Source organism: Leuconostoc suionicum (assembly GCF_001891125.1).
Taxonomy (GTDB): Bacteria; Bacillota; Bacilli; order Lactobacillales; family Lactobacillaceae; genus Leuconostoc; species Leuconostoc suionicum.
In genome coordinates this window covers 1,137,002-1,153,180 of the sequence record NZ_CP015247.1, presented here as the reverse complement: position 1 = coordinate 1,153,180, position 16,179 = coordinate 1,137,002, and the positions used below count along the sequence as shown (strand labels likewise).

General features: G+C 37.8%; 16 protein-coding genes. 14 read left to right on the top strand and 2 right to left on the bottom strand.

What is annotated here, in order from left to right; all coding sequences use genetic code 11:
- Positions 1–17: 17 nt before the first annotated feature.
- The 9 genes from A6B45_RS05785 to A6B45_RS05745 all read left to right on the top strand — a co-directional run bounded on the left by A6B45_RS05785 (position 18) and on the right by A6B45_RS05745 (position 10,071).
- The gene (locus A6B45_RS05785; protein ID WP_072613753.1) at positions 18–1,070 is read left to right on the top strand and encodes a Gfo/Idh/MocA family oxidoreductase; all 1,053 of its coding nucleotides are present in this window, start codon (positions 18–20) and stop codon (positions 1,068–1,070) included.
- Between the two features lie 128 nt (positions 1,071–1,198).
- Complete coding sequence (gene lepA / locus A6B45_RS05780) at positions 1,199–3,052, top strand: translation elongation factor 4 (protein WP_072614487.1); 1,854 nt, start codon at positions 1,199–1,201, stop codon at positions 3,050–3,052.
- Positions 3,036–3,827: a GTP-binding protein gene (locus tag A6B45_RS05775; protein ID WP_072613752.1), complete on the top strand. Its 792-nt coding sequence runs from the start codon at positions 3,036–3,038 to the stop codon at positions 3,825–3,827. The genes lepA and A6B45_RS05775 overlap by 17 nt, the downstream gene beginning before the upstream one ends.
- Positions 3,824–4,894 carry a zinc-binding alcohol dehydrogenase family protein gene (locus tag A6B45_RS05770; RefSeq protein ID WP_072613751.1) on the top strand — a complete coding sequence of 357 codons (1,071 nt, stop codon included), beginning with the start codon at positions 3,824–3,826 and terminating at the stop codon, positions 4,892–4,894. The genes A6B45_RS05775 and A6B45_RS05770 overlap by 4 nt, the downstream gene beginning before the upstream one ends.
- Positions 4,881–5,771, top strand: coding sequence for a 50S ribosomal protein L11 methyltransferase (prmA, locus tag A6B45_RS05765; RefSeq protein ID WP_072613750.1), 891 nt, complete (start codon positions 4,881–4,883; stop codon positions 5,769–5,771). The genes A6B45_RS05770 and prmA overlap by 14 nt, the downstream gene beginning before the upstream one ends.
- Complete coding sequence (locus tag A6B45_RS05760; RefSeq protein ID WP_072613749.1) at positions 5,771–6,508, top strand: RsmE family RNA methyltransferase; 738 nt, start codon at positions 5,771–5,773, stop codon at positions 6,506–6,508. The genes prmA and A6B45_RS05760 overlap by 1 nt, the downstream gene beginning before the upstream one ends.
- Positions 6,509–6,556: 48 nt before the next feature.
- Positions 6,557–6,994 (top strand): hypothetical protein, encoded by a 438-nt coding sequence (locus A6B45_RS05755; protein WP_072613748.1) that lies wholly within the window; start codon positions 6,557–6,559, stop codon positions 6,992–6,994.
- Between the two features lie 162 nt (positions 6,995–7,156).
- Positions 7,157–8,779: an ABC-F family ATP-binding cassette domain-containing protein gene (locus tag A6B45_RS05750; protein ID WP_072613747.1), complete on the top strand. Its 1,623-nt coding sequence runs from the start codon at positions 7,157–7,159 to the stop codon at positions 8,777–8,779.
- A gap of 134 nt (positions 8,780–8,913) precedes the next feature.
- A complete protein-coding gene (locus tag A6B45_RS05745) occupies positions 8,914–10,071 on the top strand; it encodes a hydroxymethylglutaryl-CoA synthase (RefSeq protein ID WP_072613746.1) in 1,158 nt (385 codons plus the stop codon).
- A gap of 27 nt (positions 10,072–10,098) precedes the next feature.
- On the opposite strand, the gene A6B45_RS05740 is transcribed toward A6B45_RS05745, so the two are convergent.
- Positions 10,099–10,734, bottom strand: coding sequence for a hypothetical protein (locus tag A6B45_RS05740; RefSeq protein ID WP_072613745.1), 636 nt, complete (start codon positions 10,732–10,734; stop codon positions 10,099–10,101).
- 266 nt (positions 10,735–11,000) lie between these two features.
- On the opposite strand from A6B45_RS05740, the gene A6B45_RS05735 reads away from it, so the two are divergent.
- The 3 genes from A6B45_RS05735 to A6B45_RS05725 all read left to right on the top strand — a co-directional run bounded on the left by A6B45_RS05735 (position 11,001) and on the right by A6B45_RS05725 (position 13,344).
- Positions 11,001–11,444: a nucleoside 2-deoxyribosyltransferase gene (locus A6B45_RS05735; RefSeq protein ID WP_072613744.1), complete on the top strand. Its 444-nt coding sequence runs from the start codon at positions 11,001–11,003 to the stop codon at positions 11,442–11,444.
- Positions 11,445–11,674: 230 nt separating this feature from the next.
- The gene (locus tag A6B45_RS05730) at positions 11,675–11,947 is read left to right on the top strand and encodes an ACT domain-containing protein (protein ID WP_014324802.1); all 273 of its coding nucleotides are present in this window, start codon (positions 11,675–11,677) and stop codon (positions 11,945–11,947) included.
- 53 nt (positions 11,948–12,000) lie between these two features.
- Positions 12,001–13,344 carry a PFL family protein gene (locus tag A6B45_RS05725; protein WP_072613743.1) on the top strand — a complete coding sequence of 448 codons (1,344 nt, stop codon included), beginning with the start codon at positions 12,001–12,003 and terminating at the stop codon, positions 13,342–13,344.
- A 34-nt stretch (positions 13,345–13,378) separates the two neighbouring features.
- On the opposite strand, the gene A6B45_RS05720 is transcribed toward A6B45_RS05725, so the two are convergent.
- Positions 13,379–13,819 (bottom strand): hypothetical protein, encoded by a 441-nt coding sequence (locus A6B45_RS05720; RefSeq protein WP_072613742.1) that lies wholly within the window; start codon positions 13,817–13,819, stop codon positions 13,379–13,381.
- A 141-nt stretch (positions 13,820–13,960) separates the two neighbouring features.
- Here A6B45_RS05720 and xerC point away from each other — a divergent pair, with 141 nt between their 5' ends.
- Both xerC and A6B45_RS05710 read left to right on the top strand, forming a co-directional pair.
- The gene (xerC, locus tag A6B45_RS05715) at positions 13,961–14,863 is read left to right on the top strand and encodes a tyrosine recombinase XerC (protein WP_072613741.1); all 903 of its coding nucleotides are present in this window, start codon (positions 13,961–13,963) and stop codon (positions 14,861–14,863) included.
- Between the two features lie 64 nt (positions 14,864–14,927).
- Positions 14,928–15,806 (top strand): aldose 1-epimerase family protein, encoded by an 879-nt coding sequence (locus A6B45_RS05710; RefSeq protein WP_072613740.1) that lies wholly within the window; start codon positions 14,928–14,930, stop codon positions 15,804–15,806.
- Positions 15,807–16,179 lie beyond the last annotated feature (373 nt).

Below are 16,179 nucleotides of genomic sequence, written 5' to 3'. Positions count from 1 at the left end.
GAAAGTAGGAGGTCATTATGTTGAATATTGCTTATGTTGGTTTTGGAAAAAGCACAAATCGTTATCATTTACCTTATTTAAAGTTACGGCAAGATAAGTTTCACGTGAGCCGTGTAGTAACACCTACACTTGGGAAAAGACCAGCAGAGCAATCTGAGTTAGAAGCTACTGGTACTGTATTTTCAACAGATATTGATGACATTATTGAAGATGAAACCATCGATCTAGTGGTTGTTGTAACGCCTTCAGCTAGTCATTATCAGGTGACAAAACGACTACTACTGGCTGGAAAAAATGTTATGGTTGACAAGCCAATGGCTGCTAGTGATATTGAGGCTCGTGATCTGGTCAATATTGCTTATGATAAAAAGTTATTTTTGATGCCATTTCAAAGTAGGCGATTTGATAGTGACTTTTTGACAGTTCAACGGGTTATTCAAAATGGGTACCTCGGTCGTTTAGTTGATCTTGAGGTTCATATGGACCATTATCGACCTAATGACGGACAATTGAATGGTAATGAAATCGACGGATCGCTGTTCGGTCATGGGGTTCACTTGGTAGATCAAATTGTGAGTCTCTTTGGTGCACCGAATTCAGCAACCTACGACATACGTTCTACTCGATTACTGAACAGTCCTGTAGACGACCAAATTGAGGTTAACCTTTTTTATCCACAAGCTTTTAAAGCAACAATTCAAACCACAGAATTAGCAACAATCCAATATCCAAAATGGCAGTTGCGTGGAACACAAGGCACATTTATTAAGTATGAGGTTGATGAGCAGGAAAATGACCTTAAAACTGGTATTATGCCTGGAGACGCACGTTTTGGCGTTGACACGCCACAAAACTATGGGCACTTGGTATACTACAATCAGAGTGGTGATCGCATTGATAAATACATACCTAGTATTCAGGGTGATTATGGCAGAGTTTATGATTCTGTTTATAACACATTGGTCAAAGGTATGCCAAAACTTGTTTCCGATGAAAACATGATTACCGTGATGAAGATACTGTCTGCAGGGTTGAAAGAAAAAGGACCACACGTCGTTAAATTTTCATGAAAGTTAAAAGCTTGGCAATAGCCTAGCTTTTTTATTTTGCTAAAATAGCGGTATCATTTTCGAAAAGTAACGTGAGGCTTTATGGTAAAATTAAATAGATAGAAAACTGAAAGAAAAAAATGCCAATTATGACAGAATTAAATTTGAATGAACTTAAAGAACGACAAAAGCACATACGTAATTTTTCAATTGTTGCACACATTGACCATGGAAAATCAACCATCGCTGATCGTATCCTGGAACAGACACATACTGTCGCTGAACGTGACATGCAGAATCAGTTACTGGATACGATGGATTTAGAACGTGAACGTGGAATTACGATTAAACTAAATGCGGTCGAAGTTCATTACGATGCTAAAGATGGAGAGACCTACATTTTTCATTTGATTGACACACCAGGGCACGTTGATTTCTCTTATGAGGTGTCACGGGCATTGGCAGCTGCTGAAGGGGCTATACTTGTTGTTGATGCTTCTCAAGGCGTTGAAGCACAAACGTTAGCTAACGTTTATTTGGCCCTAGATAATGACTTGGAAATTCTACCTGTAATTAACAAAATTGATTTACCGGCGGCAGATGCCGAAAAGGTTCGTACGGAAATTGAGGATGTTATTGGCATTGATGCTTCAGAGGCAGTGTTAGCGTCAGCTAAACAAGGTATTGGTATTCCAGAACTGCTGGAAAAAATTGTTACCGATTTACCTGCACCACAAGGAGATATCGATGCACCACTACGTGCTTTGATTTTTGATTCAGCCTACGATGCTTATCGTGGTGTGGTTGTTAACATGCGTGTACGAGAAGGCATTGTAAAGCCTGGTGATAAGGTTCGTATGATGAACACTGGTGCGGAATATGAGGTCACGGAAGTTGGTGTGATGTCTCCAAATGCTCAGAAGCGTGATTACTTGATGGCGGGGGATGTTGGTTACTTAACAGCAGCTATTAAGGACATTCATACGACACATTCTGGTGATACAATTACCCTAGTAAATAATCCAGCCAGTGAACCATTATCCGGATATCAACCGATGACACCTATGGTTTATTCTGGTCTATATCCTTCAGACAACGCTAAGTACACGGATTTACGGGAAGCTTTGGAAAAACTACAGCTCAATGACGCTGCGCTAACGTTTGAACCAGAAACTTCACAAGCACTAGGCTTTGGGTATCGAGTTGGCTTTTTGGGTTTGCTCCACATGGATGTCATTCAGGAGCGGCTGGAGCGCGAGTTTGATTTGGACTTGGTGACAACTGCTCCGTCTGTTACTTATCGAGTGGTAACTAATGATGAGGAAACGATTGAGATTGAAAACCCATCAGAAATGCCAGACACATCCAAAGTGAAATACATTGAGGAGCCTTATGTGCATGCCCAAATTATGGTGCCTAATGATTACGTTGGTGCTGTTATGGAACTTGCGCAACGCAAACGTGGCGAATTTGACACAATGGAATATTTGGATAACACGCGTGTCAATGTCAAGTATTACATGCCTTTGTCCGAAATTATTTTCAATTTCTTTGATAAACTAAAATCTAGCACGCGTGGTTACGCTTCACTTGACTATGAGTTATCATCCTACAGACAATCCGACTTGGTCAAAATAGATATTCTTTTAAATAGTGAGAAGGTCGATGCCCTGAGTTTCATTGTTCATCGTGACTTTGCTGTAGAACGAGGACGGATTATTACTTCTAAACTAAAAGAGATCATTCCACGTCAAAACTTTGAAATTCCAGTGCAAGCAGCTATTGGCGCTAAAATATTAGCTCGTACAAACATTAAAGCTTATCGTAAGGATGTTACGGCTAAAATTCATACAGGTGATCCTGATCGTCGTGCAAAGTTGCTCGACAAGCAGAAAAGGGGTAAGGCACGTATGAAATCTGTTGGTTCAGTCGAGGTACCGCAAGAAGCTTTCATGGCTGTGCTTAAAACGGAGGACGATGCCCAATATGCCCGAGGAAACTAACACAAAGCGTTCTAGATTAGCACGCAATTTATCCGAACAGTCAAAACCAACAAATCGTAAGGTTAAGATTTTAACAGTTTGTTCAGTAGTAGTTATGTTGTTAGTGGTTATTCTGACAGTTGCCAGAGTTGTTTTTAATTTTGATGGTATCTCGCAAGAGACCCGTGTGAAAACTCTTCAAAAAGATGCAGCGATTGCGTTACAATTTGGCTTGACAGGCCATTCTGATGACAAACGCACCGAACAGGTTGTGCATTTAACAAATACAGCGTGGCAAACAGAAATTGCTACTAGCGTTGGCAAAGCGTGGAAGAGCAGCGCCAAAGTGGCAAATTCGGTTACTTTTGATGGTCATAAGTATCAAAAGAAACCAGTCATAAGTGATTTATCGCAACGATATGTAACGACCTTACAACGCGATCGTAACTATAAAATCACAAGAATAAGGTATGATCGATACCATAACGCAAAGGTTCAATATCAAGTAACACCTATTGATTTGCCTGCCGGCCAGAAAAAAGTTCAAAGTTATGTTGAAAAACAATTACAAAAAAAATCTAATGAGGCAAGCAAATTATCTGCTGAACAGTTGCGCTTAGTTGAGTATGCTATGATCGCTGAAAACTGGCAAAGTGTTTTGAATGATGACATGCCAACCTCAGCGACGAGAAATATGACAATAACAATGTTGTATACTCATGAAAACTTTAAACCAGTTTATCAAGTATCAAAACAAACGCTGAATAATATTTTAAATAGTGGGTTATCAGAATGAATTTATTAGATAAAATAAAAAATATTTGGCCATTTGGTCAAAGTCATAAAATGCGTGCCATTGGATTTGAACGGCCTCTATCAATTGATCAACCGGATGCTTTTGTGGAAAAAGTTATTCCCCGACCACAACCGGATAAAGATGAATTACTAGTTAAAGTTTTGGCCAGTTCTGTCAATCCGGTGGATACAAAAATGAGAGCCAATTATGCTCATAGTGGTGTTTTTCGTATTTTGGGTTTTGATGCAGTCGGTGTGGTTGTAGAAGTTGGTCAAAATGTTCAACATTTCAGTGTTGGTGATAAAGTTTACTACGCTGGAGCACAATTGAAACCCGGTTCTAACGCTGAGCTTCAAGTTGTTCATGAAGCGTTGGTCGGCCATGCCCCCACCTCATTAAGTGATGAAGAAATTGCGGCTATGCCGTTAACATCAATTACAGCTTACGAAATCTTACATGAAGCATTGTGTTATGATCTTGAGGAAAACAGTGCCTTGGGGCACACAATTTTAATTGTGAATGGTGCTGGTGGTGTTGGATCCGTATTAATTCAATTAGCAAAGTATATCGGGATGACAGTTATCACTACAGCATCTCGCGCCGAGTCTGTTACTTGGGTTAAGTCACTTGGGGCTGATTATATCTTAGACTACCATCAAGATTTGAACGAGCAGATGAGAAAGATTCAGCACGATAAAGTTGACAATATTGCGATTTTACAAAATACGGATTATTATTGGCCACTTGCAACAGCCGTTATTAAGCCATTTGGACGAATTGCATCAATTGTTGAAACGACAAAGCCAATTGATATGGGACCTTTGAAGAACATTGGCGCACAGTTTAGCTGGGTGTTCATGTTTGCTAAGGGAAACTATGGTGTTAATATGCAGTCTCAAGGGAATGCACTTAATCAGGTAGCACGTTTACTTGATGAGAATAAAATCAAGACGACACTGTCAAAGACTTATCACGGGCTATCTGTAGAAAATATTCGTGCTGCTACTAAAGAAGTTGAAGCGGGTCGCATGATGGGAAAAGTAGTGGTGAAGTATGACGAACAATAAATGGCAAGCACTCAACGTTGCGACGAACAATGATGGCATTGAACCAATTGCTGATATATTAATGTCAACCGGTGCTGAGGGTGTGCAGATTGTCGATGATATCTCACCAGTAACAGTGACAGCTTATTTTGAAGACGATGCATCTTTACCTAACACTGTTAGTCGGATAAAAGAACAGTTGGATAATTTAGTGACGCTTGGGGTTGATGCATCACCTGCAACTATTACATTAAATGGCATTGCACAATCAGATTGGGAAAACAACTGGAAGCAATATTATCATGCCACCCGCATAACAAGACACATTACTGTCGTACCTTCATGGGAAAAATTTGTAGCAGCTCAAGAAGATGAATATCCCATTATTATGGATCCTAAGTTAGCTTTTGGAACAGGAGTTCATGAAACAACACGGTTAATGATCCAAGCGCTAGAAACTGTCGTTCGTGGTGGAGAAAGCATGATAGACGTCGGTACGGGTTCAGGAGTACTATCCGTAGCTGCAAAACAACTAGGTGTAGCAGACATTTTAGCAACAGACATTGACGAGATGGCAGTGAATGTTGCTAAAGAAAATTTAGCGTTAAACCCAGTGGCCAATGATGTTACAGTGGTAACTAGTGACTTACTGGAGTCAATTGCTATTGATAAATCTGTAGACTTGATCGTTGCTAATATTCTAGCTGACGTTATTGAACGTCTTATTCCACAGACGTGGTCACGTCTGAAGCCAGGTGGCTATTTCTTGGTTTCTGGAATCTATGACGCCATTTCAGTGTCGATTGAACAACAACTACAACAAGCAGGATATAAAATTTTTCAACATACAACAATGGGTGACTGGCATGCATTCATTGCAAAAAAGGATTCTAAATAATGCAACGCTATTTTCTAAACGAACCAATTAATGATACGATTCGCTTAACAGCTAAAAATGACATTTTTAAGCACTTTGGCAAAGTTTTGAGAGCTCGAGTGGGGTCAAAAGCTGAATTTGTTAGTAATAATTTGGAAATTTGTCTTGGAGAAGTTACTTTAATTGATTCCGAGGTTATTAATATCAAAGTGGTTGATCGATATTATTCAAATGTTGAGTTACCAATAGATGTAACGCTCGTCGTGTCTCCCCTCAAGAATGATCGTTCTGACTGGTTTATCCAAAAAGCAACAGAACTTGGTGTCAAAACAATCGTTTTCACCTCAATGAAACGAACAGTTGCTGATTGGCGGAAGCAACAAGAAAAGAAAATTAAAAGATTTAATAAAATCGCGCAAGCTGCAGCAGAGCAAGCACATCGGTTGGTTGTTCCAGAAATTATTTTTTCCATGTGGCAAGATACTATCAAAATGCCTAAAAATACTGGACTTGTTGCTTGGGAAGAATCAGCTCGTGATGGCGAAAGTGCGGCACTGATAGCTGCTGTTTCTGCTGTTCCATCTGGAAAAAAACTAGTCTGTGTATTTGGTCCTGAAGGTGGTCTAACAGAAAATGAGATTGAGGAATTACGATTGCAGAATTTTGAATTAGCTGGATTGGGTCCTCGAATATTGAGAGCTGAAACAGCGCCACTCTATGCAATGTCAGCGATTAGCGTGTTGCGTGAACTAAATTAATTCGTTATAATATAATAAATAAATGAGATAACTATAGGTGGTGAGATAATGCTGAAGATATTCAAAAAATACTACGGGTATCAGTGGCTTGCAGCGGTTATGCTTGGTTTGGTACTACCAGTTATTGGTAAGTTACTCAGTGTGAGTGGTTTACATAAGGTTATCTGGTTTTATCTAATCATTAATGGTCTTTATACTTTATATCTTGGGTATAGTGTGCGCAAGCGTGGACTATCACCTCTCATTTTACTTGCCTTGCCTGCAGTATTCTCTGGAATTTCAACATTATTGCTTCATTTGATATCTCATCAGTATGGATTTTATTTTGGACTAATGTACATTGTATTAAGTTTATTTACCTTTTTCGGGGATACACGTGATGATCCGGATGAAAATCAAATTCCAGTTGAAAACGGATTCCGTGATTTAAAAAGTGAGACAAAGAGTGATGGACAAGTTTCTGTTGATGGAAACTTGAAAGTATAATTAGTATTATGAATAACTAGAAAAAGTGCGATATTTCGCACTTTTTCTGTTACACTGGTATAGGATATTTTACATTTGTGTTTAATAGTTATTGCTTAAAGCATACAGATAACGATGAACTCTGGGATACTATTTAACATAACTTAATTGGAGGATTTTACATTGATTACAGTTTCAGATATGAGTTTTAGTTTTTCAGGGCCTAAAATTTATCAAGATGTTAACTTGAAATTAACACCCGGTAATACTTATGGCATTATTGGCGCTAATGGTGCCGGTAAGTCTACCTTTTTGAAGTTATTGCAAGGAGAACTACAACCAACTGAAGGAACCATTTCAATCGGTGATAGTGAGAGAATGTCATCATTGCAGCAGGATCACTTTGCATTTGATAAATTTACGGTTTTAGATACAGTGATCCAAGGTCATAAGCGACTGTACGAAGTTAAAACTGAGATGGACGCTATCTATGCTAAGCCGGATTTTAACGATGAAGATGGCGTGCGTGTTGCTGATTTGGGTGCGGAATTTGAAGAGCTAGATGGTTGGAATGCTGAAGTTGAAGCTGGTCAATTATTGAGCAAGCTGGGTATTAGCGATAGTGTTTACGATACCTTGATGGGTGAGCTAACTGAAAATGATAAAGTGAAAGTTCTGCTTGCGCAAGCTTTGTTTGGTAATCCAGATATTTTGATTTTGGACGAGCCAACCAACGGATTGGATGTACAGACGATTAATTGGCTAGAAGACTTTCTTGCTGATTTTCCAAACTTAGTGATTGTTGTTTCCCACGATCGTCATTTTTTGAACGCTGTTTCAACCAATATTTTGGATGTTGATTTTGGAAAAATTACACCCTTTGTTGGAAACTATGATTTTTGGCGAGAATCGTCTGAATTGGCCCAACGCTTAGCTTCTCAACAAAATGCTAAGAAGGAAGAACAAATTAAGCAGTTGCAAGATTTCGTAGCTCGGTTTTCAGCTAATGCTTCAAAATCAAAGCAGGCTACAGCTCGAAAAAAGCAATTAGATAAGATTACTTTAGATGATATTAAACCTTCATCAAGAAAATACCCATTCATCAATTTTCCCATTAATCGTGAGCTCGGGAATGATATGGTTCGCGTTGAAAACGTTTCAAAAACAATTGACGGCGAAAAAGTATTAGATAATATTTCTTTTATTGGTCGACCAAACGATAAAATCGCTATTTTATCACGTTCCGATTTAGCAACAACTACATTGATGCAAATTATAGCAGGTACGATGGCACCAGATGAGGGCACGGTGTCTTGGGGTGTTACAACGTCACAATCATATATTGCTAAAGATTTAAATGATAACTTCGATAATCAAGATGTAACTATTTTGGATTGGTTACGTGATTTTGCGGAAGAAGAGCAAAAAGATAATACGAGTTTACGTGGTATGCTCGGGCAAATGCTATTTCGTGGTGATGATTCCTTGAAACAAATTAATGTGTTATCTGGTGGCGAAAAAGTCCGCATTGTTTTGGCGAAGATGATGTTGCTCAAGGCTAATGTGTTATTGATGGACGACCCAACAAATCATTTGGATTTGGAGTCAATTCAGTCCCTTAACGATGCGGTAATCGCATTCAAGGGTTCAATTATTATGACCTCGCATGACCATGAGTTCTTAGCAACTACAGCAAATCATATTGTTGAAGTGTCACCGAAAGGCGTTGTTGATCGCGTTGATACGACGTATGATGAATTCATTAATAATGATAGTATTCAGAATAAAGTAAATGAACTTTACTAAGTAGATAAGTAATATAATAAATTGAATTAATGAGCTGGCACAAAAACCATAATCTGTAACATATTGTGAATTGTGAGCGTCAACTTATTAATTCTTTTTTGCTATTTAACCACAATAAAACAGGAGGTCAGAGAATGGCAATTGGAATTGATAAATTATCATTTTACACATCTGAATATGTATTAGATTTGGTAGAATTAGCTCAGCGACGTGGGGTAGATCCGAATAAATATACTATTGGTATTGGCCAAGATAAACAATCTGTGATACCGAATTATGAAGATGTCGTAACAATGGGTGCTAACGCGGCTGCAAAAATTATTGACAATGATGATCGTCAGCAGATTGATTTGATTATTTTTGCTACTGAATCTGGTATCGATAATTCAAAATCAAGCGCATTATATGTTCAAAAATTGCTTAATTTGTCTGAATTTTCGCGAACAATTGAAATTAAACAAGCTTGCTATGCGGGAACATTCGGATTAATGCAGGCTCGAGATTACGTTGCAAACCATTCTGGTAAAAGGGTTTTAGTTATCGCATCGGATATTGCAAGATACGGATTAAATACACCGGGTGAAGTGACCCAAGGTGGTGGGGCTGTTGCCATGATTGTTTCAGAAAGCCCACGCATTGCAACAATTAATTCTGATTCAGTTTATATGAGCCGAGATGTCGCAGATTTTTGGCGTCCTATCGATAGAACAGAAGCCATAGTAGATGGCCATTTATCAACAGACATTTATAAAGAAATGTTTTTGACACTATGGCAACGATATAAGGAGCAATCCGGTCGGACAATCGCTGATTTTGCAGGTTTTTCTTTTCATCTACCATATACCAAAATGGGTAAAAAAGCTTTTGATCAAATTATAGATGAAGCTGATGAGATACCGCAAGGACGTTTATTAAAAAATCTAAAGGCAAGTCAAAAGTTTAGTCGACAGGTAGGAAATTTGTACACTGGCTCTGTGTATTTAAGCTTGTTGTCATTATTGAGTTACGCACAAGATTTAGTTGCAGGAGAGCAGTTGGCCATATTTAGCTATGGTTCAGGGGCTGAAGCCGAGTTGTATTCTATAACGTTACAAGAAAACTTCTTTAAGTATGTACCAGCAAATGAAACAAAAAAAGAGTTAGCTGATCGGAAAAAAGTATCTGTAGATCAATATGAACAAATATTTAATTCACAGCTTCTTGATTCACATGAGAACGTTTCATCTGATCATCCTGATGCAGATCATTTTCAGTTTTTAGGTTGGCAGAATGGTGAAAGACGATATAAATAAAAAATGAAGAGATGCGTATGCATCTCTTCATTTTGTGATAGAGCTGATTTCAGTACCATCTTTTGCCGCAAACAACACTTTGTTACTATCATTGATGCCCATTAGTTCAAAAGTGTATCCAGCTTTAAAAGATTTTTTGATATTCTTCGAGGTTTCTAAAAGTGAATCAGTGAAATTCGACCAATGCGCTTCTTCTGCTAAACTGGGATTGGTCTCTATTTGAGCAACCGACTTTGATAAATCTGAATCAGTGTATAGTTTGAGCTGGAAAGTCTTGGCATCGGTATCAAAAGTGACGTCCCCAATTTTGCTATATGCTGTGTCTAGTTTCTGAGTAAGCTCTTGTTCTTTTAATTTGAGTTGTTCTTGCTGTTGTTTCGTTGTAGTATCGGATATTACAGTTGTACTGCCATTTTCCAGATTTGATTGTGAATTAGTTTGTTGTGACTTGATTAGTTTGTTTGAATTTGCCTGCGCGTCGTTATTTTGTTGTATCTTTTGTATTGCTGACGGCAATTGAAAACCAGAAAAGATTGTACCACCAATACACAATATGGAGAATATAAGTGGTACTAGAAACGTCCCATATCTCTGCTTATTTTGTATCGTAAAACTTACAAGCAATATACTTAATAAAAATAAAATGATAAACAAGAATATCATTTTCTTAGCCCCCTTATTTTGAAAAAGAAAAAGCGCTTAACCGATGAAGCGTGTCCCGGCACGGCATCACCATTATAGTTAAGTGCTTGCAACATTATTATATCTAAAATTATTGTCTGTTTCAAGTATAAAAGAACTACTAAGAAGTCATTTGTATAGTTGTTTTGCGAAACGGCATTCCTTTAGAAGTCTTTATGTCTTTAGGTCGATTAATCTCACCAGAAGGTGTGTTATACTAATAGCATTAAATAATATTGGAGTTAAAAATGTCAAAAAAAGTTTACCTTGCGAGTCCATTCTTCGATAAAGAGCAAATTGAGCGTGTTGAACGTGTTGAAAAAGCTTTAGCGGCTAATAAAACATTAAGTTCTGTTTTTTCACCACGCGAACACCAACACGAAGAATTTGAAATGTTTGGTCCGGAGTGGCGTGTTGCAACCTACAACGGTGATATTGAGGCAATTAACCAAGCTGACGTTATGGTAGCCGTTATTGATTATGTAGGGCAAGAAGTAGATCCTGGAACTGCTTGGGAGTTTGGCTACGCAGTAGCGAAAAACATTCCGGTTATTGTTGTTAAAGAAAAAGCTGGTGCGGTAAATCTAATGATGGGAATGCCGTTAACGGCTTATATCACTGATATCTCAGATTTGGAGACTTACGACTTTGATGCTACGCCAAAGATTGAATTTAGTGGTGAAATATTTTAATTTTTAAGCGTGGACTTGATATGTGTCTGCCGAACAAAATAAAAACGGGTAATCACTTGAACTGATATTTTTTGTTAATCGTTTTAACTGGTGATTTAACAGTATAATAATCAGATGATAAAACGAATAAAAAATGGTTTGTACTATTAATTATTCGTTTTTGCGAGATAGTTTGCTGTATAATCTGGTATAATATTGTAAGTAAATTTTAATGGAGAATTTGTATGACTATGAGTAAAGCAGTTGTAACAGTTGTTGGTAAAGATAAACCAGGAATTATTGCTGGGGTGGCTAACACGTTAGCGGATCACAACATCAACATTTTAGATGTTTCTCAAACGATTATGAGTGATATTTTCACGATGAGTATGTTAATTAATTTAGAAGAATTAGAAGGGCAATTCAACGTGTTGCAAGATGATTTGAATAAGTTAGGGACTGATTTAGGCGTTACCATTCATACGCAACGTGAAGAAATATTTGATGCGATGAGTAGAGTTTAATATTTGTAGCTAACATAATAAAGAACTTACGAATTGAATCATCTGGAGAAGTCATGGAAACAAAGCAAATACAAGAAACAATCAACATGGTCGAGGAAGAACATCTTGATATCCGCACAGTTACAATGGGTATTTCGTTGCTCGACACAGTCGCAGGTGATCCACAACAAACTGCAAAAAACATATATAAGAAAGTTACAACATATGCAAAGGACTTAATAAAAGTTGCTGAGCAAATTGAACGTGAATACGGTATTCCAATTACAAACAAACGTATCAGTGTAACGCCAATTGCGTTGATTGCAGGTCATGCAACACCCGATGATATGCTTTATTACGCACATGCCTTGGATGATGCGGCTAAAGCGGTGGGTGTTGATTTCATTGGTGGTTATTCAGCATTGGTCCAAAAAGGTTTTGCCAATGGAGATTTGGCATTAATTAAATCGCTACCTCGTGCGCTTACAGAAACCGATTTAGTGATGTCGAGTGTTAATATTGGTTCAACTAAAGCAGGTATAAACCTTGATGCAATTAAATTGATGGGCGAAACTGTTAAAGGTATTTCTGAAAAATCTGACACAGCTAATGCTAAGCTAGTTATTTTTGCAAATGCTGTCGAAGATAATCCTTTCATGGCTGGTGCTTTTCATGGTGTTAGTGAAGCCGATGTTGTGATTAATGTTGGTGTTTCTGGACCTGGTGTTGTAAAACGTGCACTGGAAAAGGTAAAAGGCGAATCTATTCAAGTAGTTGCCGAAACTGTCAAAAAGACAGCTTTCAAAATTACACGTGTTGGACAGATGGTTGGTGCATTAGCTGCTGAACGACTTGGAGTTGAATTTGGAATTGTCGATTTGAGTTTGGCGCCTACACCTGCGCGAGGTGATTCTGTAGCTGAAGTGCTTGAAGAAATTGGTCTTGAACAAGTGGGTACTCACGGAACTACAGCTGCACTAATGCTACTGAATGACGCTGTTAAAAAAGGTGGTGTTATGGCTTCGCAACGTGTTGGCGGCCTATCTGGTGCGTTTATTCCAGTTTCAGAGGATGCTGGTATGATTGATGCAGCAAAAGAAGGTACATTGACGTTATCAAAGCTTGAAGCAATGACTGCTGTGTGTTCGGTTGGATTGGATATGATTGCCATTCCAGGGGATACTAGTGCAACGACAATTAGTGCAATGATCGCTGACGAAGCCGCTATTGGTGTACAAAATAATAAAACGACGGCTGTCCGTATTTTACCAACTTTGGGTACAAAGGTTGGTGATATGGTTGATTATGGAGGGCTGTTAGGTACTGCTCCAGTTATGCCGGTTGTAGAAAAGTCAAGTGCAGACTTTATCAATCGTGGCGGACACATTCCAGCACCGATTCATTCATTTAAAAACTAATAAAAAAGTTGCGATAAAAAACATCGCAACTTTTTTATTTTGTATTTTTTGATTGTTGTGTTCGTGTTTCGGTAATTGGATTTTGATTTGTGGAAACTGCTTTAGAAAACATAATCGCAATATAAACTAGTAGAATCAGGATAATGACAGTAGATAAAACACGAAGTGGGTGATAGAAAAAGTTTTTAATATAATTTGAAATGCTAAAATGTTTTTTTTGCGGTGCAGCGCTTTCCGTAATTGAGGCTTCCAAGGCATAGGCAAAACTATTAGTATCAACAGCTCTGGCTGTTGATTCATAAGGAACAATAGAAACTTCACGTGTTTTTGATAACTTAGTTATTCGTTTACGTCGGTCATCTCGATTTTTTAAGACATTTTTTCGGAAATTAGCAATATTAACCAATGCCTTGTTTTGTAACTTCATTACGCGCTCACGTAATTGCTCTATGGGGCTATATACTGGTACTTTCATATTTAATCTCCATATCTTCAACGTTAATTGTTAAAACCTAACTTTACTATACGACATCTTAAGGTAAATTTGGGTGAGTTTATATGATCGCAAACAAATTTAATTGTTCTTAATCTTTTCAATAGATAGTATAATGAAAATATGACAACACGTGAAGAACAACTTTATCATGATTATTTAGAATCAGAACGCCAGTATTCACCGCAAACCTTAAAGGCTTATTTAACGGATATTGCTGAATTCGAGAATTATTTGCATGAAAATGGCGGATTTACAAAATTTGGAGAAGTTCAAACTTTAGATGTACGTGTCTATTTGAATGATCTATATGAAAAAAAGTTGGCTCGTACAACTATTTCTAGAAAGATTAGCAGTTTGCGAATGTTTTATCAATTTTTAATTACTAATCAGTTTGCCATTGATAATCCATTTGATAGCATTTCATTAAAAAAACATCAGAATCAGTTACCAGATTTTTTTTACGAAGATGAACTGCATGAACTTTTTGATGTGGCCTACAATCATGAAGATCATTTGTGGGAACGTAATGCAGCATTACTTGAATTTTTATATGCTACTGGAATAAGAGTAGCTGAAATTGCTGGATTGACGTTATCTCAGTTGGATTTTTCACAGCGCCTAGTGCTTATTCATGGTAAGGGGAATAAAGATCGTTATGTTCCTTTTGGGCATTTTGCAGAAAATATTATGAAAGAATATATTACAGATTTGCGAGCTTCGTTAACAGTAAATCAAGAACATGAATATGTATTTGTAAATCATCGTGGTGAACCAATTACACCAGCTGGTATTACCTACATTCTAAACCAGTTAATGCAACGTTCTGCATTGACTGGTAAAATTCATCCACATATGTTGCGTCATACTTTTGCGACTCATTTGATCAATCGAGGTGCAGATATGAGAACGGTTCAGGAATTGTTGGGTCATGTTAATTTGTCAACGACACAAATGTATACTCATGTGACCAGAGAAAGTTTACAAAAAAACTATCAAAATTTCTTTCCACGAGCCAATAAGTAACCGGTTACAAAAATAGTTTATCAAGCGCTTCACAAATCTAAGAAAAGATAGTAAAATAAAAGTTATGATAACGCTAGAAAATGAACACCTCATTGTGAAAATTAATCCAGAAGGCGCTGAATTAACAAGTGTCTGGCATAAAAATGCTGAATTAGAATATATATGGACAGCAGACCCCAAATATTGGGGACGACATGCTTCAAATTTGTTCCCAATTGTGGGCCGATTGCGTGGCGATCAATTTAGAATTGCGGGTGAAACGTATTACATGAACCAACATGGTTTTGCGCGTAATATGTTATTTGATGTCGTTGAACAAAGTGAAAATAAGGCTGTTTTTCGTATTGTTGACTCCGAGTCAACGCATAGAGTATATCCTTTTAAGTTTCAATTAGATATCAGTTATGAATTAACAGAGGATGACACACTACATATTGCTTATATCGTGCATAATCCCGATAAAGAAGAAACCCTATTCTTTAGTGTGGGTGGACATCCAGCCTTTAATTTGCCACTTGATGGAGGAAAGTTTTCGGACTACTATCTGTCAATTGAACCTGAAAAAATATATGATCGTGTGCGTCTAGTTGGACCATATTCTAATCCAAACCATCCTACGCCATTTAATGCTAGTATTCCGCTACGTCTGCGTCAGGAAGATTACCATGATGATGCTATTATTCTGAAACTTAATCGACAAAAGACGTCGTTTTTGTTGGCTCGTTTGGCTAATCAACACGGATTGCGTATGACGTTAGACAATGCACAATTTATCGGTGTTTGGACGCCTGCTGGTAAGCAGGCACCATTTATTGCGCTTGAACCATGGTGGGGTCTGGCTGACACGGTAGATGCAACAGGTAACTTTAAAGAGAAATTTGGTTCGAATGTTTTAGCTGCCGGTGACACCTTTAACGGCACTTATAGCCTACAGTTCTTCTAATAAAAAAGACGTTGATATATTAGTATCGATGTCTTTTTTTATTAGGATTTAGACTAAAAGGTTGCATTGTTTATCATAATGTTTTAAACTAATGGTAATTTAAAAACGTCATAAACTGATGAGACGGAGATCAAACCATGTGTGCACGTACAGGGAGCCCTTGTTACTGGAAGTAGGGCCGAACGCAGCATGGCAAATGGACCGTTGAGGGTTGGTTGAACGAGAGCAATCTCAAGTACTGCCAAACGTAAGATCCACGTAAGTGATCAGGTTATTGTTAGATAACTGTTGAGACGCGTTTTAACTCGAGTGGGATTTTTTGGGTACCATTTGATTTGAACGAAATCAGGTGGCACCGCGGGAAAACCGTCCT

Coding starts and splice junctions, on each gene's coding strand:
- A6B45_RS05735 (WP_072613744.1), top strand. CDS start 11,001: ATGTCAAAAAAAGTTTACCTTGCGAGTCCATTCTTCGATAAAGAGCAA.
- A6B45_RS05710 (WP_072613740.1), top strand. CDS start 14,928: ATGATAACGCTAGAAAATGAACACCTCATTGTGAAAATTAATCCAGAA.
- A6B45_RS05740 (WP_072613745.1), bottom strand. CDS start 10,734: ATGATATTCTTGTTTATCATTTTATTTTTATTAAGTATATTGCTTGTA.
- prmA (WP_072613750.1), top strand. CDS start 4,881: ATGACGAACAATAAATGGCAAGCACTCAACGTTGCGACGAACAATGAT.
- A6B45_RS05760 (WP_072613749.1), top strand. CDS start 5,771: ATGCAACGCTATTTTCTAAACGAACCAATTAATGATACGATTCGCTTA.
- A6B45_RS05770 (WP_072613751.1), top strand. CDS start 3,824: ATGAATTTATTAGATAAAATAAAAAATATTTGGCCATTTGGTCAAAGT.
- A6B45_RS05775 (WP_072613752.1), top strand. CDS start 3,036: ATGCCCGAGGAAACTAACACAAAGCGTTCTAGATTAGCACGCAATTTA.
- A6B45_RS05730 (WP_014324802.1), top strand. CDS start 11,675: ATGAGTAAAGCAGTTGTAACAGTTGTTGGTAAAGATAAACCAGGAATT.
- A6B45_RS05785 (WP_072613753.1), top strand. CDS start 18: ATGTTGAATATTGCTTATGTTGGTTTTGGAAAAAGCACAAATCGTTAT.
- A6B45_RS05720 (WP_072613742.1), bottom strand. CDS start 13,819: ATGAAAGTACCAGTATATAGCCCCATAGAGCAATTACGTGAGCGCGTA.
- A6B45_RS05755 (WP_072613748.1), top strand. CDS start 6,557: ATGCTGAAGATATTCAAAAAATACTACGGGTATCAGTGGCTTGCAGCG.
- lepA (WP_072614487.1), top strand. CDS start 1,199: ATGACAGAATTAAATTTGAATGAACTTAAAGAACGACAAAAGCACATA.
- xerC (WP_072613741.1), top strand. CDS start 13,961: ATGACAACACGTGAAGAACAACTTTATCATGATTATTTAGAATCAGAA.
- A6B45_RS05745 (WP_072613746.1), top strand. CDS start 8,914: ATGGCAATTGGAATTGATAAATTATCATTTTACACATCTGAATATGTA.
- A6B45_RS05725 (WP_072613743.1), top strand. CDS start 12,001: ATGGAAACAAAGCAAATACAAGAAACAATCAACATGGTCGAGGAAGAA.